The 19,385-nt window shown below is 60.6% G+C and carries 20 protein-coding genes; 9 read left to right on the forward strand and 11 right to left on the reverse strand.

What is annotated here, in order from left to right:
• Positions 1-65 precede the first annotated feature (65 nt).
• The 3 genes from PU724_RS11315 (at position 66) to PU724_RS11325 (ending at position 2,870) form a co-directional block, all read left to right on the forward strand.
• Positions 66-1,049, forward strand: coding sequence for a DMT family transporter (locus PU724_RS11315; protein ID WP_354422226.1), 984 nt, complete (start codon positions 66-68; stop codon positions 1,047-1,049).
• Positions 1,039-1,887, forward strand: coding sequence for an alpha/beta fold hydrolase (locus PU724_RS11320; protein WP_354422224.1), 849 nt, complete (start codon positions 1,039-1,041; stop codon positions 1,885-1,887). Before PU724_RS11315 ends, PU724_RS11320 begins: the two co-directional genes overlap by 11 nt.
• Before the next feature lie 119 nt (positions 1,888-2,006).
• Positions 2,007-2,870 (forward strand): alpha/beta fold hydrolase, encoded by an 864-nt coding sequence (locus PU724_RS11325; protein ID WP_354422223.1) that lies wholly within the window; start codon positions 2,007-2,009, stop codon positions 2,868-2,870.
• A 79-nt stretch (positions 2,871-2,949) separates the two neighbouring features.
• Here the strand turns inward: PU724_RS11325 and PU724_RS11330 are convergent, their stop codons facing one another.
• The 8 genes from PU724_RS11330 to PU724_RS11365 form a co-directional block, all read right to left on the reverse strand.
• Positions 2,950-3,747 (reverse strand): SDR family NAD(P)-dependent oxidoreductase, encoded by a 798-nt coding sequence (locus tag PU724_RS11330; RefSeq protein WP_354422222.1) that lies wholly within the window; start codon positions 3,745-3,747, stop codon positions 2,950-2,952.
• Between the two features lie 227 nt (positions 3,748-3,974).
• On the reverse strand, positions 3,975-5,705 hold the full coding sequence (locus PU724_RS11335) for a fatty acid--CoA ligase (RefSeq protein WP_426213187.1): 1,731 nt from the start codon (positions 5,703-5,705) through the stop codon (positions 3,975-3,977).
• A 21-nt stretch (positions 5,706-5,726) separates the two neighbouring features.
• A complete protein-coding gene (locus PU724_RS11340; protein ID WP_354422219.1) occupies positions 5,727-6,701 on the reverse strand; it encodes a 3-hydroxyacyl-CoA dehydrogenase NAD-binding domain-containing protein in 975 nt (324 codons plus the stop codon).
• Between the two features lie 22 nt (positions 6,702-6,723).
• The gene (locus PU724_RS11345; protein WP_354422217.1) at positions 6,724-7,644 is read right to left on the reverse strand and encodes a 3-hydroxyacyl-CoA dehydrogenase; all 921 of its coding nucleotides are present in this window, start codon (positions 7,642-7,644) and stop codon (positions 6,724-6,726) included.
• Positions 7,645-7,728: 84 nt separating this feature from the next.
• The gene (locus PU724_RS11350) at positions 7,729-8,514 is read right to left on the reverse strand and encodes an enoyl-CoA hydratase (RefSeq protein WP_354422215.1); all 786 of its coding nucleotides are present in this window, start codon (positions 8,512-8,514) and stop codon (positions 7,729-7,731) included.
• A gap of 32 nt (positions 8,515-8,546) precedes the next feature.
• A complete protein-coding gene (locus PU724_RS11355) occupies positions 8,547-9,773 on the reverse strand; it encodes a CaiB/BaiF CoA transferase family protein (protein ID WP_354422213.1) in 1,227 nt (408 codons plus the stop codon).
• Between the two features lie 36 nt (positions 9,774-9,809).
• Positions 9,810-10,664: an enoyl-CoA hydratase-related protein gene (locus PU724_RS11360; RefSeq protein ID WP_354422211.1), complete on the reverse strand. Its 855-nt coding sequence runs from the start codon at positions 10,662-10,664 to the stop codon at positions 9,810-9,812.
• Between the two features lie 54 nt (positions 10,665-10,718).
• Entirely contained in the window at positions 10,719-11,942 is a 1,224-nt protein-coding gene (locus PU724_RS11365; RefSeq protein WP_354422209.1) for an acyl-CoA dehydrogenase family protein, read from the reverse strand.
• Positions 11,943-12,463: 521 nt separating this feature from the next.
• On the opposite strand from PU724_RS11365, the gene PU724_RS11370 reads away from it, so the two are divergent.
• The 6 genes from PU724_RS11370 to PU724_RS11395 all read left to right on the forward strand — a co-directional run bounded on the left by PU724_RS11370 (position 12,464) and on the right by PU724_RS11395 (position 16,673).
• Complete coding sequence (locus tag PU724_RS11370) at positions 12,464-12,637, forward strand: hypothetical protein (protein ID WP_354422207.1); 174 nt, start codon at positions 12,464-12,466, stop codon at positions 12,635-12,637.
• Between the two features lie 77 nt (positions 12,638-12,714).
• The gene (locus PU724_RS11375; protein ID WP_354422205.1) at positions 12,715-13,053 is read left to right on the forward strand and encodes a hypothetical protein; all 339 of its coding nucleotides are present in this window, start codon (positions 12,715-12,717) and stop codon (positions 13,051-13,053) included.
• 3 nt (positions 13,054-13,056) lie between these two features.
• Positions 13,057-13,929 carry a sigma-70 family RNA polymerase sigma factor gene (locus PU724_RS11380; RefSeq protein WP_354422204.1) on the forward strand — a complete coding sequence of 291 codons (873 nt, stop codon included), beginning with the start codon at positions 13,057-13,059 and terminating at the stop codon, positions 13,927-13,929.
• A 211-nt stretch (positions 13,930-14,140) separates the two neighbouring features.
• A complete protein-coding gene (locus tag PU724_RS11385; protein ID WP_354422202.1) occupies positions 14,141-15,538 on the forward strand; it encodes a cytochrome ubiquinol oxidase subunit I in 1,398 nt (465 codons plus the stop codon).
• Positions 15,535-16,545: a cytochrome d ubiquinol oxidase subunit II gene (gene cydB / locus PU724_RS11390; RefSeq protein WP_354422200.1), complete on the forward strand. Its 1,011-nt coding sequence runs from the start codon at positions 15,535-15,537 to the stop codon at positions 16,543-16,545. Before PU724_RS11385 ends, cydB begins: the two co-directional genes overlap by 4 nt.
• Positions 16,545-16,673 (forward strand): DUF2474 family protein, encoded by a 129-nt coding sequence (locus PU724_RS11395; protein ID WP_354422198.1) that lies wholly within the window; start codon positions 16,545-16,547, stop codon positions 16,671-16,673. The genes cydB and PU724_RS11395 overlap by 1 nt, the downstream gene beginning before the upstream one ends.
• A 317-nt stretch (positions 16,674-16,990) precedes the next feature.
• Here PU724_RS11395 and PU724_RS11400 read toward each other — a convergent pair whose 3' ends face one another.
• The 3 genes from PU724_RS11400 to PU724_RS11410 form a co-directional block, all read right to left on the reverse strand.
• The gene (locus PU724_RS11400; RefSeq protein WP_354422196.1) at positions 16,991-18,259 is read right to left on the reverse strand and encodes a patatin-like phospholipase family protein; all 1,269 of its coding nucleotides are present in this window, start codon (positions 18,257-18,259) and stop codon (positions 16,991-16,993) included.
• A 114-nt stretch (positions 18,260-18,373) separates the two neighbouring features.
• On the reverse strand, positions 18,374-18,601 hold the full coding sequence (locus PU724_RS11405; RefSeq protein WP_426213189.1) for a YjiS-like domain-containing protein: 228 nt from the start codon (positions 18,599-18,601) through the stop codon (positions 18,374-18,376).
• 314 nt (positions 18,602-18,915) lie between these two features.
• Complete coding sequence (locus tag PU724_RS11410; RefSeq protein WP_354422194.1) at positions 18,916-19,350, reverse strand: DUF983 domain-containing protein; 435 nt, start codon at positions 19,348-19,350, stop codon at positions 18,916-18,918.
• Between the last annotated feature and the right edge of the window lie 35 nt (positions 19,351-19,385).

The following is a 19,385-nucleotide window of genomic DNA, read 5'->3' on the forward strand; positions in this document are numbered from 1 at the left end:
TCCTCCAAGAAATGGCGTTCGTCGCTTGCTACTCCTGCTCCTGACAGGATGAAGGAGATCGGGCCTTGATCGTAGCCGTTCTAGCCGGGCTTGCTGCCGGCGCACTTTGGGCGCTGGCTTTCATCGCACCCGAGCTCGTCCGTCCCTTCGCAGCGTCCGATCTGACGCTGGTCCGCTATGCCGTGTTCGGTGCCTCGTCGCTTCCTCTCTTGGCCGTTTTGCCAGGCGAACGATGGTGGCCGGTCGTCAAGGTTCACTGGCGTGCCGTCGTGCTTCTCGCGCTGGCCGGGAACACCTTCTACTATTTGCTCCTGTCGGAAGCCATCCAGCGGTCCGGCCCCCTGCTGCCGGCCATGGTGGTCGGCGCTCTCCCCGTCGTCATGACGGTGCTCGGTGGCCTTCGCGATGGGCATTTCTCGCCACTCCGTGTTGCCATGCCCGCTCTGTTCATTCTCAGCGGCCTGATGACGCACATCGGAACGAGCCCGTCGCCGGTGCCTGTCACTTCTGCTTCCGGATCGATGCTTGGCCTCGCGCTTGCCGTTGCGGCTCTCGCCAGCTGGGCGTTCTACGGGCTCCGGAATGCAGAACTTCTGGATGCGCATCCGTGCATTGACCTCCTGGCCTGGACGGCGCTGACGGGCGTCGCCACGCTCATAACGCTGGTACCGCTAGCGGCGTTCTCGCTCGGACAGGGAATCGGGCCTTGGCGCAGCTCCTTCTCGGAAATCGCTCCTCTGCTCTTCTGGGGTGCTGTCCTCGGTCTCTTGTCGTCGTGGCTCGCAACCTGGTTCTGGAACATCGCCAGTCGCACTCTGTCGGGCGAATTGCTCGGCTACCTCATCGTTTCCGAGACGGTCTTCGCCATCCTCTATGCTTTCCTGCTGGAGTGGCGGCTACCGACTCCGGCCGAACTGCTGAGCATGCAGCTGCTTATTACCGGCGTCGTGTTGGGTATGCGGGCAACCCCGCGCATGAGACCCCAAAAGCAGGAGCTTGCGCGCGAAAGAATTTTCTCAGCTCAAGGGAGGTTAGACGATGACGATTGACCTGGGCGCCAAATGGAATCTGCCGAACGTATTTGACTTCGAAGGCCAGAAGGTTCGATGGGGTGTGATTGGGGAAGGGGCCCCGCTCGTTTTCGTTCACGGGACACCCTTCAATTCCGTCATTTGGCGCCGGATCATTCCGTACTTCGCGAGCCATCGACGCGTGTATTTTTATGACCTGTTGGGCTATGGTCAGTCTGAAATGCGTCAAGATCAGAATGTCTCACTTGCCGTTCAGAGTAGAGTTCTTGAAGCTCTGCTGGACCATTGGGAACTTCAGTCGCCCGACGTAGTCGGTCACGATTTTGGCGGCACGACGGTGCTGCGCGCACATCTGCTTGGCGCGAAAAATTACCGGTCTCTGACGCTGATCGACCCAGTTGCAGTCGCACCATGGATCCTGGAGGCAGCACTTTCCCATCACGCACTTCGGCATGAGGCCGCCTTCGCGGAGCTGCCAGCCTTTGTGCATCGAGCAATTGTCCCGGCCTATATCACTGGCGCAAGCCTAAAGACTCTCTTGCCGGAGACCATGGCGCTTTATGCCGAACCATGGCTCAGCGAGCTGGGTCAACCCGCCTTCTGGCGGCAAATCGCCCAGTTTGACGAGAAATATACCGACGAAGTGGAATCCATTTACGACCAGATCCGCTGCCCCGTCATGATTTTATGGGGTGAGCAGGATCGTTGGATCCCCGTCGACGATGGGCGCAGGCTCGCAACCATGATCCCGGGCTCAATCCTCAAGATCATACCTGGCGCAGGTCACATGGTGCAGGAAGATGCACCTGAAGCCATCGTAGCCGCACTGCTCGGATTTCTGCCCAGCAAGTCCTGACGCTGAAGATACAACGTACCGGCAAGCGTGATTCAGCGGCCGCCTGCCGGAAGGTCCTCAAGGGAGCATAGCCTCTCCCCATCGCCGCCAGGCTGAGGGAGAAAAACAGGAGATCTGCCGTGACCACCCGCACTTCGACCGAGTCCGCCGTTACAACCCCGACCTGCTTCCTCGACGTTGGTGGTCGACGGTTGGCTTACCGTGCGATTGGCGAAGGCAGGACCATCCTTCTGTGCACGCGTTTCCGTGGCACGATGGACGACTGGGATCCGGCCTTCCTTGACGCCCTCGCGTTCAATGGCATGCGCGTCGTGATCTTCGACTACACAGGGCTCGGCCTCTCAAGCGGTGTGCCTAGCTACGACCCTCGGGCCTTGGTAAAGGACGTGCATGACCTCGTTGAAGGTCTTTCACTTGAGAACATGATCATCGCCGGTTGGTCGCTGGGCGGCATCGTCGCGCAGGTTGTTCTTGCCACCATGCCGGCGAAGCTCAGCCACGCCGTACTTCTGGCGACAACGCCCGCCGGGCCGTTGGTGAAACCAAGCGAGCAGCTCTTCTACGACGAGGCCCGCACCGAGGACATGGGCTTTGAAAGGCAGGTCACACTGTTTTTCGAGCCGAAGTCGGAGGCAAGCCGCGGGGCAGCCAAGCGCTCGCTGGAGCGAATAGCGGAGCGGCATGAGGGCCGTGGTCCCGCTGTACCGATCGAATTTGCACGCGCCAATCTCGGCACCGAGCCGCGCAATCCGATCCTCCCCGCAATCCCAATCCTCGATGCCATGAAGGCAACCCGCCTTCCTATCCTCCACATCGCCGGCGACCACGACATCGCCTTCCCGGTGGAAAACTGGCAGGCGCTCGGCCGCGAGTTGCCGACCTTGCGCCTCTTGACCTTCCCGCATTCTGGTCATGGTCCGCACCATCAGTACCCGGAGGAGGCGGCGGCGCATATCGCTGCGTTCGTCCGGACCGCCTTCTGACGGTCAAACCAATAACGGAGGAGCCACGGCTCGAAGCGGGGGGCAATGTGGCAACGAAGATGTTGTGACCAAACGGTGGTTAGGTGTCGGCCCGGTAGCGAGGCGCCGGCGTAGAATTCGACAACTTGCCGATCATCGCCTGGCGCGCAGTCTCGTATGCATCGAAAAGGCCGCCGTCTTGGAGAGAGGGAATGGTAGCGAATTCGCCGCGATCGAGACCGAGAAGCGCGGCATCGACCAGATCCTCGCCGCTCATCACGATCGCGCTCGGCAATAATTCGACCGGTCGGCCGGCGATGGCCCAGAAGTCCGTAGCCGTGGCGCCCGGCAGGACGACCTGCACGCGAACGCCGGTGCCTTCCAATTCCTGTCGCAGTTTCTGACTGAACGCGACGACGAAAGCCTTCGTGCCGCCATAGACGCCGTTCAGCGACTCCGGGTTGATCGCAACGATCGACGCGATATTGATGATCGTTCCGGCACCACGCGCAATGAGCTGGGGGACCACGGCGTAGGTCAACCGCATGAGCGCGGTCACATTGAGCGAGATCATCGAGGTCATCTGATCGACATCGGAGTCGACCAGCTTCAGTGTGCCCCCCAAACCAGCGTTGTTGACGAGCAGGGTGACGTTTGGGGTCGCCTTCAGAAAATCCTCAATGCGCTTGAGGTCTTTCGCATCTGCGAGATCGGCAGGCAAGACGTCGACCTTGCGAGTGGTCTTGGCGCGAATCCGGTCCGCAACCGTGGCCAGCTTGTCGGCGCTTCGTGCAACCAACACCAGATCATAGCCCTGCGCGGCGAGCCGATCGGCATAGACCACGCCAATGCCGGTCGATGCGCCGGTGATCACAGCTATTCCCTTGGTGTTTGTCATTTCCATTACTCCCTCTTCGCAGTGCCGGCTCTTCGGCAATTGCCGATCATCCAGAGGCTCGGTCGTGCACAGTCTGCGCTATCGACGGAGCGGATTGAATGCTCAGCGCGGCAGATGCTCACAACTGATCGCCGCGTGTCGCAAATCTGATCTCACGCAGGAGCGCAGGCAATTGCACGTAGGTATCAAGCACATCGACTATGCCGGTGACGAAGCACGTGTTTTGGCTACGAGTGCCCGTACCTCTCCCGGAGTTCCCTCTTGTTGAATTTGCCGACGCTTGTCCTGGGAAGTGTATCGACAAAAAGAACCTTGTCGGGAATTCCGAACTTTGAGATCACTCCAGCGTCGGCGAAGGCTTTCAGATGCGCCTTGATCTTGATGTCGCTGAGCGCCCCGCCAGTGGACGCATCGCGGATGACGAGTGCCAGTGGCCGCTCGCCCCACTTGTCGTCCTTGACGCCGATGACGGCGGCTTCTGACACACCTTCGCACTGCGAAATGAGGTCCTCCAGCTGCAGCGATGACACCCATTCGCCGCCGGTCTTGATGACGTCCTTGATGCGGTCGACGACACGTAGGTAACCGCCCGCATCGATGACGCCGATGTCGCTGGTGTGCAGGTAGCCGCCGGCCCACAATTGTTCCGACGCCTCGGCGTTGTCGACATAGCCCTGCGTAAGCCACGGCGCGCGAACGATGATTTCCCCAGCGGTTTTGCCGTCATGGGGTACTTCCTTCTGATTCCTGTCGACCAACCGAACATCGACCAGCGGTGCCGAGATGCCGGCCGTGGTCCGAATATCCAACTCTTTATCGAGATCGGCAGTGAAATCCGCGGACCTTACCTGCGCCACCGAAAGCAGCGGTGCGCTCTCCGACATCCCGTAGCCCGCGTAGACGTCCACGCCGAGCGCGAGCGCTTGCTTGGCAAGTCCCTTGGGTAGTTCCGATCCACCGACAGCCATCTTCAAGCCTGCGAGATCGGTATTTGCCTGTGTCGCGGCGTTGAGGAGCATTTGGAGGATTGTCGGCACGCCGTGCGTGAAGGTGACGCCTTCGGTCTTGATCAGTTTGACGAGCAAAGCGGGATCGTAGCGGCCCGGATAAACCTGCTTGACGCCGGCAAGCGTTGCCATCCAGGGCATCCCCCAGGCGTGCGCATGAAACATCGGCGTGATCGGCATGTAGATGTCGTCACGACTGAAACGGCCCTGCTTCGCGGCGATGCCCGAGAAGGCCATTTGCGCGAGCGTATGGAGAACGAGTTGCCTATGGCTGAAGTAAACCCCCTTCGGCGAACCGGTTGTCCCGGTCGTGTAGTAAGTCGTGGCGAGTGTGTTCTCGTCGAAGTCCGGAAAAACGTAGTCCGGCGAAGCGCCGAGAAGCAGGCTTTCGTACTCGCCGGCGAATGCAAGCCCACCCGTTTGTGGCACCGCCCGGTCCGACATCAGGACGAGCGTCTTCACCTTCGGCAACTGCGGCCAGATGGCTTCCAAGAGTGGGACGAAGTCGTCATTGACGAGAAGCACTGATGCCCCCGCGTGAGCGATCGTGTAAGCGACCAGCTCCGGCGAAAGACGGACGTTTACTGTCTGCAGGACCGCTCCCATCATCGGGACAGCGAAGTAGGCTTCCAGGAACCGGTTGCTGTCCCAGTCGAGCACGCCGACAGTGTCACCGGCGCGGATACCGAGTCCGGTGAGTGCGGATCCCAGCCGCCCGATACGCTCCCGCAACTGGCGATAGGTGAAGCGCTTCAGGTCACGATAGACAATCTCCTGATCGCGCGCCTGCAGGAGCGGCGTATGCCAGAGCTGCTTGATGAGCAGGGGATATTGATAGGCGGAAGTCGTGGCTTGTATCAGCCTGCCCGTCGTTGCGCGCTCCGGAGCGCTTGACGGGGCGAACCGGGTGTCCAGCGACGCAGGGCCGCTGGTCAGGATAGTGGGGGACACCATTGCTCTTCTCGCTACAAATCACTCAGCGGCGATGCTGCGCTGCACGGTCCCCTCCGAAGCCTTCGCGCGCAACTGAAGCAGGCCGAGCAGGAGTTCGTCTCGCTCCGCCTCCAGCTCCTCAACCGTGCGCGATCCGATCTCGGCATGGACGCTGTCGATCAGTCTCTTCTGTACTTCGGCCGTGAGGACCGGCGACCCCAGCGACTTCCACGAAGCGGCCATGGGGGCCGCGAACTGTTGGAGGAAGTGCTCGATGCCGCCCCGGCCGCCACCGAGATGGTTGAGCATCATGTTGCCCATGATGGCCCAGCGCAGGCCCGGACCATGGGTCAGTGCCGTGTCGACGTCTGCAGCGCTCAGCACGCCTTCGGCAACGAGGTAGTAGACCTCGCGAGCCAACGCCGCCTGAAGGCGATTGGCGACATGGCCGGGCAGTTCCTTGTTGATGCGCACCGTCCGCTTGCCGATCGACGTGTAGAAATTCTCTGCGCGCCGTATCGTCTCCCCGGAGGTCTTCGCACCGCCGACGATCTCGACCAGGGGCATCAGGTGCGGCGGATTGAACGGATGACCGATGACACAGCGCTCGGGATGCGACGCTGCGCCCAACTGGATCTGGCTCATGGGAAGTCCGGACGAGCTTGAGGCGATGATCACATCCTGCGGGAGTAGGCTGTCGAGTTCACCGTAGAGCTTCTGCTTGAATTCGAGACGCTCGGGTCCGTTTTCTTGGACGAGGTCGACGTCTTTCACGGCTTCCGCCAGGTTGGGGGTAAAGACCAACCGCAATGGCGACGCGCCGGGAGTGAGACCCAGCCGATCGAGCGCCGGCCAGGCCGCGTCAACGAACCGTCTCAACGAGGCTTCGGCATCCGGGGCGACGTCGGTCGCCACGACGTCGAGCCCCTTGGCCAGGAACAGCGCCGTCCAGCTTGCGCCGATAACCCCGGTTCCAATAACAGCGACCTGGCGAATGGTTTTGGTGTCGGACATGGTTTGATCTCCTTGGAAATAATCAGGCGTAAGCGATGCCGGTCAGGTTGCCCTGGGCATAAAGGAGCACCCGCTTCGCGGATCCATCGAGCTTCGCGGAATAGACCGACCCGCCGAAATCCGTGACGAACATGCGGTCGCTGGGGGCGTCGAGAGCAATGCCGATGCCCTCCATTAGATCAGACAGCACGATCTCTGGCATACCGCCTTTGCTGGCCGGTGAGTCGATCGCGGCGCGATTGACGGTGTTGCCGAATGGCGGGTTGCCGCGATCCGTCCAGTAGAGAACTCGGCTTTTGACGTCGAGCTCGAGGTCGATCGGCTCCGGCAACTCGTCGAACAACACTTCGATGTCCGTGCGATTGGCGGGATCTTCACCTTCGGGCACATCTATGCCGGCTCGGAGGATGAGGCCGAGGCCGGAATTGTCGGGACCCTTCTGGGTCCAGTAGATCTGTCGGCGCACCGGGTCCACGGTGATGCCAACGCACCACCTCGTCGCGTCGCGACTGTCATCGATGCCTTCGCCGGTCTGGACCAGCGTCTCGACGTTGGTGCCGTCGAGGTTTGCGCGCAATACCCGCATGCCCTCGCGGTCACTCCAATAGAGCTTGCCGCTGTGCTTTTCCAGGTGAAGCTGCTTCGGCGTATGCGTGACGCCCTCAGGGACGATGACCTTGCGATTGCTTCCGTCGAAATCGGCACGCTCGATGGAGCCGTCCTTACGATTGAGCGTCCCCATGTTGGTCCAGTAGATGTGACCGGCTTGGGCGTCGACTACGATGCCGTCGGGAAAACGGCAGCCGGTGACAATAACCTTCGCACCGGAACCGTCCGGGTTCATTGAATGGATGCGACCACCGCTCAATTCGAGGAAGAACAGTCGGCCGGAGCGGGTCTCGCCTGATGGAACTTTTGCCCTGGCGGCCTCTACAACGCTCATGGTTTATCCTTTCGTGTCATCATTGCGTCCGGAGAAAACTGCGACCATGCAGGTCGAACAGATCAAAAAGGTATTGGCGCCGACTTATTCAGCCGCGGCCGGCGTCGCTGTCTGCGTGAAATTCGGCGCGCGCTTCTCGAGGAAAGCCGACAACGCTTCCCTGGCTTCGGCGGAACGCAGGCGTTCGCTGAACTCCCGGCTTTCCATTTCGATCGCCATCTTGACCTGATCGATGGAGCCTTGCTTGAGCAGTCGCTTGCTGGCCCGCAGTGCGCCGTTTGGTTTCGCGGCGAGGCTCTTCGCAGCTTCCATCGCAGTCGCGAACAGGCGATCGTCAGACACCACGCGGGTCACGAAGCCGAGCTCCACCGCGCGCGCGGCGCCGAATGGCTCTCCGAACATGAACAATTCCGCTGCCCGGATATGCCCCACGCGCGCCGGTAGCGAGTAGCTCGATCCAAATTCCGGCGTGAGTGCCAGATTGATGAATGGCAGCTGAAACCGTGCACTTTCGCCGGCGTAAACTACGTCGCAATGCGTCAGCATCGTCGTCCCACCGCCGATCGCCGCGCCTTGTACGGCCACAACGATCGGCTTTTCGAAGCTGATGAACGCCTCCATCAGCCGGGCCTGCGGAGATTTGCCTGGCGCAGGCGGTGCGTTCAGAAAATCGCCGGCGTCGTTGCCGGCGCAGAAGGCGTCTCCGGCACTATGCCAAAAGACGACGCGGGTTTCTTCGTCGTTGGCGGCCTCGTTGAAGATCTCGGCAAGGCAAGTGTACATGTCGCTGGTCATTGCGTTCTTCTTCTCGGGTCGATTGAACTCGACCCGCAGAATGCCGCCGGACCGCTCGGTGAGGATGTCGTTCATTGCTTGCTCCCGTGTTCTTCGTCTTCGATCCGTCACGCGGCGCGATCTGGCGATTTCGGCAGCGCGCCGCCAGCGCGCAGGTCGTCGATTCCTTTGGTATCAAACCCCAGCTCCTGCAGGATCTCTTCGGTGTGCTCGCCGAGGCCGGGTCCGCGTCGAGCCGGCGCCTTGGCGACGCCATGCACCTGAATCGGGCTGCTGATTGTCGAGGTAAGGTTCCCGCCGGCGCCTTCGAGCGGAACGACGATTTCGTTGAGCGCGAGCTGCGGGTCCTTGATCACTTCTTCCGGCCCACGCACCGCACCGAAGGTCACGTTGAGGCCGCTGAACACTTCGTGCCAGTGCGCCATCGGCTGTGCGCCAAAGACCTCGTCGAGGATGGCGGTGAGCTGCGGCCTGTTCGCCGTGAGTTTCGCAGGATCAGAGAACCGCGGATCCGCCAGGAGATCGGAGCGGCCAATGGCTTTGGCCACGGACACCACCTTGTCGGGGGTGATAATGAGGACGAACCAAGTGCCGTCGGAGGCACGATAGATGTTCAAGGCCGCATTCGCAGGGTTCTTGCGATCATGCGGGGCGGCAAACTTTGCGCCGGCCAACGCCCCTTGAATGGAAACGCTTGCCGACCAGACGCCCTCGGCGAGCAGGGACGTCGTGACATAGGATCCCTTGCCGGTCCGCTCACGGCGATAGAGCGCGGTGACGATAGCGGAATAGAGCCCGACGGCCGTTGCATTGTCGCCGCTTCCGCCCACCGGCCAGGTCGGCGGCACACCAGCGTCGCGCGTCATCGACAGGAGTCCGCTGCGCGCCCAGTAGGACGTTAGGTCGAACCCCGGCAGATTGGCATCGGGCCCGTTCTCGCCGAAGCCTGTGAGGTCGGCATAGATCAGGCGCGGGTTCCACTGCGCGACGTCATCAAACTCGAGCTTCAATTTTTTGCGCGCGTGGTGCGGAGTGTTGACGATGAAGACGTCGGCCCAGGCGACCAGCTTCTGAAGCACCTGTTGAGCGGTTGGCGATTTCAAATCCAGCGTGATGCTTCGCTTGTTGCGGTTGGCGAGATGCCACTGATAGGGATCCTCCGCCAACGGCTGCGGCGGGACCTGGTGTCCATGTCTCCAGGGGTCGCCGGTCGGCGGCTCCACCTTGATCACGTCGGCACCGAAGTCGGACAGGATTACGGCGGCGCCAGGCGCCGCGACGAAGCTCGAGAGGTCGACGACCTTCAACCCAGAGAAAATGTTATCGGTTGCCATTGGGTGTTCTCCTGAACAATCTTTCGGACGGTCGCGTCAGCGACCGCGGAACTGGGGAGCGCGCTTTTCGAGGAAGGCCAGTGTGCCCTCCTTCTTGTCCTCGGTCCCGGCGCAGAGGCCGAAATAGGAGGCTTCGAGAGCCAAGCCCTCGCTCTGGCTGGTCTCCATGCCCCTGTTCGTCGCTTCGAGCGCAAAGCGGACCGCGAGTGGGCCGTTCGCGACAATCTCGTGGAGGATCGCTTCGGCGCGCTGCATCAGACTGGCTGGTGCTACAATTTCGTTGACCAGCCCGAGGCGGTGTGCCTCCTCGGCGCCGATCATCCCGCCTGTCAGAATAAGCTGCAGGGCACGGCCCTTGCCGACCAGGCGCGGCAGCCTCTGGGTGCCACCACCACCCGGGATCAATCCCAGCTTGACCTCCGGTTGGCCGAATTTTGCATGCTCGACGGCGATACGGATCGTGCATGCCATTGCCGTCTCGCAGCCGCCGCCCAAGGCAAAGCCGTTGATCGCGGCGATGACCGGCTTGCCGAGGTTCTCGATCAGATCGAGGACCGCCTGTCCGAGGCGGCTCGATGCTTCCGCTTCGGTCGAGCTCACATGAGCGAGTTCGCTGATGTCAGCGCCGGCGACAAATGCCTTGTCGCCAGCGCCAGTGATGATGACACCCCGGATGGCGGAGTCATCACGCGCATCCTCGAAGGCGGTGCGCAGATCCAGCCAGGTCGCCCGGTTGAGCGCGTTCAGCACTTTGGGACGGTTGATGGTTACATATGCGATAGCGCCCCTCTTCTCGTAGAGGACATTATTGAGGAGCGGTCCGGCATTCAGCTCGCTGACAGGTGAGCTCATCTCGTCCTCGAGCGTATGGGCGGCGACTGGCAAGTCCATGTGTCGTCTCCTAGGTTTCAAACTGAATGAGTGCGGAGCTTCTGCTGTCGGCGCTTAAACGAAGGCGCTGAACCCTGTGATCGCCTTGCCGACGATCAGCGTCTGCATCTGGTAGGTGCCTTCGTAGGAGTAGATCGCTTCAGTGTCGGCAAAGAAGCGCGCCACGTTGTAGTCGACCAGAATGCCGTTGCCACCCATCAGTTCGCGCGCCCAGGACACCGTTTCCCGCGCTTTTGAAGTGGTGAACGCCTTGACGATCGCTGCCTGGGCATCCGTCAGCTTGCCTTCGGTTTCCAGCTGCACCGAGCGAACCAACATGCTTTGACAGGCCACGATGTTGGCCAGCATCTTCGCCAGAAGCTCCTGAACCAGCTGGAAAGACCCGATCGGCTTGCCGAACTGCAAGCGCTCCTGCGCGTATTTGAGGGCGTTCTCGTAGGCGCCCATCTGAGCGCCGGTGATTTCCCAACCGGACCCATGCCGGGTGCCGCGCAACACCAGAGCAGGATCGCGAAACGTCCCTGTGCCTCCCTGGAGGCGGTTCGCATCGGGTACGCGGCAATCGGTCAGCGTGATCTGGCCGTTCTGCACCACCTTCAGCGCGATCTTGTTCTGCATCTTCTCGACGCTGAACCCGGGCGTCGTCTTGTTCTCGATGATGAAGCCCTTGACCTGATTGTCGTCGACATCGCGGGCCCAGAGTATCGTGATGTCGCACCACGGGGCATTACCGATCCAGCGCTTCTGGCCGTTGAGGATCCAGGTGTCGCCATCGCGTTTCGCCGTGGTCGTGAGGCCGCCGCCGGTACCCGAGCCGACCAGCGGCTCGGTCAGCGCGAAGCATCCGATCTTTTCCATCCGCGCCATCGGCGGCAGCCACTTCTGCTTCTGCTCCTCGGTGCCCGCGAGGTAGATCGAATTCATCGCGAGGCCGGTGTGGACGCCATGGAAAGTGCAGAACGAAACGTCGGTCCGCGCGATCTCCAGCGCGACCAGGCTGGAGAGCAAGGGGCTTCCGCCCGGGCAGCCGTAGCCATTCATGGCGATACCGGCGATGTTCAGCTCCTTGTAAGAAGGGAGCAGCTCGAACGGGAATGCGTCCTCGACCCAGTATTTGTTGATGATCGGCTGGACCTTCGTCTCCATATAGGTACGGACTTTCTTGAGGATCGCCCGTTCCTCGTCGGACAGCATGTCAGCGAATTGAAAGAAGTCGCTGTTCGGTGCCGGCAACGGCTTGTGCTGCTCGGTCTGCTTTATGGCGGCTGCTGAAGGCATCTTGCATCTCCGTTCCGGTTCACCACCTGCGGCGGCGGCGTTGACCCAACCGTTCTCTGGTCAGCGCGTTGCTGTCCAAAATATGCAAACAGGGATGTCCCGGATTCTATAGTACAAACGTATTGCCAATACTTTGGTATTGGAGAAAAATTACAGAGTAGATAGCTCTAGTAAATTGTCACGCGACCAGGCCGAAGTTGCGCCCGTGGTGCGACAGCTTTCGACCATTTTGCGGCTCGTTGTCTTGGCAGTTTGAGCCTCTTGTCTGGACGTGGAGGCGCGCCGCGGACTGCCATGCGCAACGGAGGGTGCGGCAGCAGCACTGCGCATGGCTGCCGCTTGACTATGCGGATCGCCAGCCAACTTCGCGCGACTGACCGCAGCTTGCATTCTAGAACACCTCGGGCCCGATTGCTTTGAATGATCCCAAGGTATTGGAGACACCTTCGTGTAATGGACCAGCGGTCGAACTCGATCAAAATGTCCCTCGTTGGGTGGACTACAAAGATAGGAGACGACCTATGGAAACCTGGAACTCGATGGTGCAACTCATGTCGGCATTCCGCGAGTTCGTTGCACCTCGCTACCGCCCCGAACTTCACTACATGCGCGGCCCGGGTCCCGCGTTTGCGCGACGGGCCGTGCTGGTGGAAACGCGGCGCGCTCCGCCAATCCTGCGTGCCCCGCATCGATAGTTGCAGGGGAAAGCGATCCCGATCAGGCGCCGCCCGAAGGGGTGGTCAGCCGGACCAATACTAGACTGGAGACCGCAATGTCGCACTCAGGAATAGTATCCAACGCAAATGTCGCTGCGCTATCCTTGTTCGCTGCCGCCGCTTTCGCGGCATCCCCAGTCGATGCGCATCAAGCGCCGACTGGATGGACATATCCCTGGGCCTGTTGTTCGAACATGGATTGCCAGGAGGTCGAGGACAAGTCGGTCAGCGAGAAGCCGCAAGGCTATGTCATACAGAGCACCGGCGAGGTTGTCGCTTATGGCGACAAACGGGTGAAGAACTCACCCGATGGCGAATATCACTGGTGCGCGCACCAGGCCGGCATCGATGCCGGCCACACGATCTGTCTCTTCGTGCCTCCGAAAGGTTTCTAAGTCATGGAAACAGTTCTGGAGCGAATTTCCTTCGAGACCACCACCAGCAAACCGTCGTTGTCAGACATACCTCCGTCGACGTCGCACTGGCAGCGGCGTCCGGTTATCCACGAACGCGCCGAACGCAGAGAACAGTTCGTGCGGGTGATCCCGGCACGGAAAGGTGGCCTTTTGAGCAGCGAGGAAGAGCTCTCGCTCTTCCACCGCTGGAGAGATGGAGGCGATGACGGCGCGCTACACACCCTCGTCCTGGCCCATGAGCCTCTCGTCGCCAGCATTGTAGGTGGCCTGCGCAGGAATGGCGCCCCGGTCGAGGATGCCAAGCAGGAGGCACGATGTGGCTTGCTCGAAGCCGCTCGCCATTTCGATCCGAAAAAGGGCTTTCGGTTCGGAACCTATGCCCGCTGGTGGGTCCTGTCAGCGGTTAGCGCCTACGCGGCCGCCAATCGGGACGTTCTCTCAAGTCGGCGCACCAAACGCATCCAGAAGGTTCTGCCGTTGAACATCGTTTCGCTCGATGCCCCGATCACGCCCGACAGGATCTCGCTGGCTGAACTCATCCCTTCGGACGAGGCACCCCCGGACCTGATTGTCGAAGAATCGATTGACGGGGAAAGAACGGAGCGCTCCCTGGCTGATGCACTCAACGCTCTCGATCCGCGGGAAAGACAGATTGTTCGACGTCGGCACCTCAGCGAGGAGCCCGACACGCTTCTAACCCTTGCGAAGGACATGCAAATCACTGCCGAGCGCGTGCGCCAGATTGAAAAAGCGGCACTTGCGCGGTTACGCGATATCCTCATATCGTACCGAACGGCCGGCGTCGCTGGCAATGTGTTCAGACATGCGGGAAGCCGATCGCGTCGCACAGCGTGAGGCAGTGGACGTGGCATATATGCTCCACGGCGGGGCATTCGCTGGCCGGTGATTACAGTACCTCTGCCGAACCTGGGGAAACCGCGCATCGACGTGGCCGTCCTGCAGCGCGGGGAAGACCAGACATGGCCAAGGGCATACTCGCGTGGGCCGCATACTTGGTCGCGCGCGGCCGAAAATTGGCCCAGGGTCGAAAAGATAAGGTGCGTCAATGTTCGAAGGATGGGATGCGGTCACACTCGCCCGAGCGCAATTCGCGTTCACGATGTCATTCCATATCGTGTTCCCCGCGTTCTCGATCGGGCTTGCAAGCTACCTCGCGGTCCTGGAAGCGCGGTGGCTATTGACCGGGCGAGAGGTGTTCCTCAACCTGTTCAACTACTGGCTCAAGATCTTTGCGATCGCCTTCGGCATGGGCGTCGTATCTGGCATCGTGATGGCCTACCAGTTCGGCACCAATTGGTCGGTCTTCGCCGACAAAGCCGGCCCGGTGATTGGACCCCTGATGGCCTATGAGGTGCTTACAGCGTTCTTCCTCGAGGCCGGCTTCCTTGGCGTGATGCTATTCGGCCTAAAGCGCGTCGGCCCGCGCTTGCATTTTCTGGCGACGCTGTTGGTCGCGATCGGAACGCTGATATCGGCGTTCTGGATTCTCTCCGCCAATTCCTGGATGCAGACCCCCTCAGGCCAAGGGCTGAACGCGGCTGGCCAGTTCGTTCCGGTGGATTGGTTCGCGGTGATCTTCAATTCCTCATTTCCATATCGGCTGGTGCACATGGTCCTGGCTGCATACCTCACCACGGCGCTGGTCGTCGGCGCGACCGGGGCGTTTCATCTTCTGCGAGGCTCTGTTCTTGCCGGCCCCCGCGTGATGTTCTCCATGGCAATGTGGATGGCAGTCGTGGTGGCGCCGATTCAGATTCTGGCGGGCGATCAGCACGGTCTCAACACGCTGAAGCACCAGCCCGTAAAGATCATGGGTATCGAAGGTCACTATCAAAGCCATCAAGATGGCGCGCCGCTGATCCTGTTCGGCCTACCCGACCAGCAGGAAGGCAAGGTCAAATACGCCCTGGAGATTCCCAAGTTGGGCTCGCTTATCCTCAAACATTCGGCGGATGCGCCAATGCCAGGCCTCGACACAGTTCCGCGCGAAAACTGGCCGCCGGTGCCGATCATCTTCTGGTCATTCCGCATCATGGTCGGCATGGGTATGCTGATGTTCGTCCTCGGCCTGTTCAGCCTCTGGTGCCGGTGGCATGGCACGTTGTTTGAATCGCGGCTCCTGCATGTCTTTGCCCTTCTGATGGGGCCGGCCGGTTTCATCGCCGTTCTCGCGGGCTGGATCACCACCGAGGCCGGGCGGCAACCGTTCACCGTCTACAACCTGCTACGGACCGCTCAATCCGCCTCACCGCTGGCGGCCCCGGCTGTCGGTTCCTCACTGCTCGCTTTTGTCGTCGTCTATCTGGTCGTATATGCCGCCGGCTTGACCTATTTGCTGCGGCTAATGGCGAATGCCCCGCGTCCCGATGAATCTGGACCGCCGAGCAACATGCCGACTCGCACGGCAGGCATGGCGGCCCCGATGGAAGGGGCCCCCCAATGAGCCTCGCTATCGACCTCTCGACTATTTGGGCGTTCATCATCGCTTTTGGCGTGTTCGCCTATGTGGTGATGGATGGCTTCGACCTCGGGCTTGGCATCCTATTTCCGTTGTTTCCTGCGAAAGCCGACCGAGATGTGATCATGAACACCGTGGCCCCGGTATGGGACGGCAATGAGACCTGGCTCGTGTTCGGTGGCGTCGGCATAATGGCGGCATTTCCGCTTGCTTTCTCCGTATTGCTGCCCGCGCTCTACGCACCAATGATCGCGATGCTGATCGCGCTAGTCTTCCGCGGCATCGCATTTGAATTTCGCTGGCGCTCGCGACGAGAACGCAACCCTTGGGATTTAGCCTTTGCCTGCGGCTCGTGCCTTGCGGCATTTGCGCAGGGCGTCGCGCTTGGCGCCGTCCTCCAGGGGGTGCACGTCGAGGCGCGGCAGTATGCCGGTGGCTGGTGGGATTGGCTGACGCCGTTCTCGATCCTCACCGGCACGTCGCTGACGATCGGCTATGCACTGCTCGGCGCGACCTGGCTCGTCATGAAGACCGAAGGGACTTTGCGCGACCGCGCGTATCGTCTGAGCCGGCTGCTGTCGTTCGCGATGTTGGTGGCAATCGTCTCAGTGAGTATCGCAACGCCATTCTTGAATTTTCAGTACACGCAGCGCTGGTTTGCGTGGCCGAATATCATTTTCACGGCTCCGGTGCCGATCACGGTCGCCGCCGCCACCGCGCTGTTGCTCCGCGCGCTCGCCAACAAAAACGACTATCAGCCATTCTTTCTGTCGCTTGCGCTGTTCGGACTGTCTTATGCCGGGCTTGGCATCAGTATGTATCCCTTTATCGTGCCGGAGAGCATAACGATCTGGCAAGCGGCGGCGCCGGAGAACAGCCAGATTTTCCTGCTGTTCGGCGTCTCAGTGATGATCCCGCTGATCCTCGTCTACAGCGCCTGGGCCTACTGGGTGTTTCGCGGCAAGGTGCGGCCTGAAAGTGGGTATCATTGATGCTACCCGACCGGAACCCGTCCCCGCTTGCGCAACGCCTGTTGTGGTTAGCAACACTATGGTTGGGCGGCGTGGCCACATTAGGACTGATTTCGTTCGCCTTGCGCTTATGGATCGCTGCGAACTAAGGCCCCCCTACGAGAGGGGCGATGCAGGATACAGTTCGGACGTCAGCCTCGAACGGTGAGAAATCCTAGGACATCCTGCCACGGGCTGGCGTCGGACCGGGCGCCCCGTGGCCAAGTTGAAGCTGCCCCGGGCCGGTGGTGGCCGTAGAATAGCGCGCTGTGGCATTGCAGCCTCGCATCGTTCTCGACGGTCACCGACCGGACGTTGCGGCGCTGGCAGCAGTCAAGTCGGCGATAAACCGGCTCCTCTGGCTGCACCAGCAATCTGTGGTGGCTCAAAGGTAGCCCGATGTGCGAGACGGCGACTGCCGTAGGATTCATTTCAAAAGTCCGGGCGGTGCCTTTTTCCACGGCACGCCGCCCTGACCCATTTCGACACCCTTTTTGTATAGCGCACGCATAAACTTGTTGTCGAAAGGCGTCTTCGCCTCGACGGTGAAGTCTGTGGGGATGTCTATGTAATTGTATTGAATACCATCGCGCCTGGCGATTGCGTAGAGCCGGTACAGATCGCCAATCCCTTGCGTCTTGATCAGGGATGAGACCGCTTTTTTGGCGATATCAGGCAGTGTGGCCTTGACGATGCTCGGCTCCGGCGTCGTGCGGCCGTTGCGGATGATATAGAGCCGCGCCTTGACCCTGGTGTGGAACGTCTGGCTGAGTGCGCCTAGCGTGAGACCGGCTGGCATCAGGAATATCTCCATGGTCGTGCCTCCATCCACGTGCATCTCGTGGTAGGTCCGGCCCGCAGCTGTCACCTCGACGTCGACCGGCGGAAAGATGCCAGGAATGGACGTGGACGCGAGCATCACCTCCTTGAAGAGCTTTAAGCGGTCCGGCCGATTGCTCGCGGCGATTGCCCCCATGTCCCAGATAACAGCCCGGTCGGCGTCGAGGTTGGTGGTTCCGATGAACAGCCGCCGCCCCTTGGCATATTCGCGGGCGACCAGAACGAGCATGTCCTTGGTAATGTACTCGTCGAGCATCTTGGCGAGCGGAGCATTGCTGGAAAGGGATCCGCTGGCCAATGCGCCGAGAATAGTATGCCTGGTGTAGATATTGGAGTCCGTGATGGTGGTGAGACCCTCCTTGATCTGTTCGTCGTACGCTGGACCGAGGAAGGCGAATGGCGCAATCAAGGAGCCGGCACTGATGCCGGTCACGATGTCGAAATTCGGCCGGTTTCCGGCCTTCGTCCAACCGCCAAGGATACCGGCTCCGAAGGCGCCGCTGCTGCCACCCCCTGAGAGCGTAAGCGCGTTGAGCTCACTGAGGTTAATGGATCGGTCGGTCCTTGCCGCCCTGACTCGCTGGTTGTGAAATACGGCAAGCCGTTCGGCTGGGTAGCTTGCGTAGAGATCGCCCCATATGCGGATGTCGCTCGGATACCCGCTCACCTGGGCCGTTGCCATGTCCTTCGTGGGAACGCCATCGCGCGGATGCGCTGCAATACAGCCGGTAAGCTGCGTCGCGCACAGACCAATGACCACGATCCTCAGCAGAGCTTTCAGTCGGCCGAAATCTCGCATCGCTGCGTGTACGTGGGGACGAACGCAGGTGACTGCAGACAATCCGACATAGCGCATACGCGGCCCCCTCTATGCGGGAAGGGATTGACGACACTATACCATTGAAACCGGCATCGCGGGTTTGCATTCTGCGGAGCAGTTCGCGCCTGCCCATTGGCCAGGCGCGAACTTCTATCTCCAGAACGGCCGGCACGCCTCGAGATAGGCGTCAAGGCGCGAAACGCCGATGTCCTTCAACAGGTCGTCGCTCAAGTCCAGAAGCGCCGAGCGAGAACGCCCCCTATCTAACCGCCAATCCAGCCTTGCCAGCATGGAGTTGACCGACAAGCGCGATGCTCTGGACTTTGTCTCGATTGTAGCCATTGTCGTATCCCTGGTTTTAATTGCTTCACCTCTCATTCATTTATTTCGCCGATAGGCAGGATCCATTATACGATGGTGTGCGCAATACTTTTGTATTGTTCGAAGCGGATCATCGAGGAATCTGGCTCCAAGCCATGGTGGACGGGTGCCGGCGACTGGTACACAAACGTCACGGAGTCCACGTGTATGGCAATGAAGCTCGATCAGTGCGGCATATTGAATGCGCTGCCGGCCGCGTCGCTGTCAAAGGTGGTGGGTTCGAAAGCTCAGCTTCATTCTGTCCGCGCGCAGAGGCCGTTGCCTCGACAGAGCTGTTCCCGCGATGTGGTCAGGCTCACCTATCCGTGCGATCAGGCATCGGGGATTGTATCCCTCGCATCGTCGCGGCCGCTGAAGCCGTGCATGTAGAGCGCCCATTGCATGCCGATGACTGCGCCTTTGACCGGCTGAAGCAGAACCAGGGCCAACAGGATCGTTATCGGAACCCATATTGCGAGGTGCTCCCACAAGGACAACTCGAACAAGGTTTCGGTGCAGAGGAATCCGGCCACCACAAGGTGCCCGACGATCACCATGACCAGATAAGGCGGAAAATCGTCGGCGCGTTGGTGATGGATCGCTTCGCCGCAATGACAGCATTCATACACCGGTTTGAGCCAGGTGGCGAACAACGCGCCATGACCGCAATTGGGGCACTTGCCGAGAAAACCGCGCATCATCGCAGGCCACAGCCGCCGCGCCGGTCGCAGGGGTTGCGCTTTGGCGCCGAAGACCTGATCTGTCATCACCTTCTCCTGTTGTTCGATCTTGGGCACGCTGT

The organism is Mesorhizobium abyssinicae, assembly GCF_049887195.1.
Lineage (GTDB): Bacteria > Pseudomonadota > Alphaproteobacteria > Rhizobiales > Rhizobiaceae > Mesorhizobium > Mesorhizobium abyssinicae.

Bases quoted from the DNA above. Each gene is read 5' to 3' on its own strand.
- PU724_RS11395 (WP_354422198.1), top strand. From the start codon at position 16,545: ATGCTACCCGACCGGAACCCGTCCCCGCTTGCGCAACGCCTGTTGTGG.
- PU724_RS11360 (WP_354422211.1), bottom strand. From the start codon at position 10,664: ATGGACTTGCCAGTCGCCGCCCATACGCTCGAGGACGAGATGAGCTCA.
- cydB (WP_354422200.1), top strand. From the start codon at position 15,535: ATGAGCCTCGCTATCGACCTCTCGACTATTTGGGCGTTCATCATCGCT.
- PU724_RS11365 (WP_354422209.1), bottom strand. From the start codon at position 11,942: ATGCCTTCAGCAGCCGCCATAAAGCAGACCGAGCAGCACAAGCCGTTG.
- PU724_RS11405 (WP_426213189.1), bottom strand. From the start codon at position 18,601: ATGAGAGGTGAAGCAATTAAAACCAGGGATACGACAATGGCTACAATC.
- PU724_RS11345 (WP_354422217.1), bottom strand. From the start codon at position 7,644: ATGAGCGTTGTAGAGGCCGCCAGGGCAAAAGTTCCATCAGGCGAGACC.
- PU724_RS11350 (WP_354422215.1), bottom strand. From the start codon at position 8,514: ATGAACGACATCCTCACCGAGCGGTCCGGCGGCATTCTGCGGGTCGAG.
- PU724_RS11370 (WP_354422207.1), top strand. From the start codon at position 12,464: ATGGAAACCTGGAACTCGATGGTGCAACTCATGTCGGCATTCCGCGAG.
- PU724_RS11330 (WP_354422222.1), bottom strand. From the start codon at position 3,747: ATGACAAACACCAAGGGAATAGCTGTGATCACCGGCGCATCGACCGGC.
- PU724_RS11400 (WP_354422196.1), bottom strand. From the start codon at position 18,259: ATGCGCTATGTCGGATTGTCTGCAGTCACCTGCGTTCGTCCCCACGTA.
- PU724_RS11380 (WP_354422204.1), top strand. From the start codon at position 13,057: ATGGAAACAGTTCTGGAGCGAATTTCCTTCGAGACCACCACCAGCAAA.
- PU724_RS11410 (WP_354422194.1), bottom strand. From the start codon at position 19,350: ATGACAGATCAGGTCTTCGGCGCCAAAGCGCAACCCCTGCGACCGGCG.
- PU724_RS11375 (WP_354422205.1), top strand. From the start codon at position 12,715: ATGTCGCACTCAGGAATAGTATCCAACGCAAATGTCGCTGCGCTATCC.
- PU724_RS11385 (WP_354422202.1), top strand. From the start codon at position 14,141: ATGTTCGAAGGATGGGATGCGGTCACACTCGCCCGAGCGCAATTCGCG.
- PU724_RS11320 (WP_354422224.1), top strand. From the start codon at position 1,039: ATGACGATTGACCTGGGCGCCAAATGGAATCTGCCGAACGTATTTGAC.
- PU724_RS11340 (WP_354422219.1), bottom strand. From the start codon at position 6,701: ATGTCCGACACCAAAACCATTCGCCAGGTCGCTGTTATTGGAACCGGG.
- PU724_RS11355 (WP_354422213.1), bottom strand. From the start codon at position 9,773: ATGGCAACCGATAACATTTTCTCTGGGTTGAAGGTCGTCGACCTCTCG.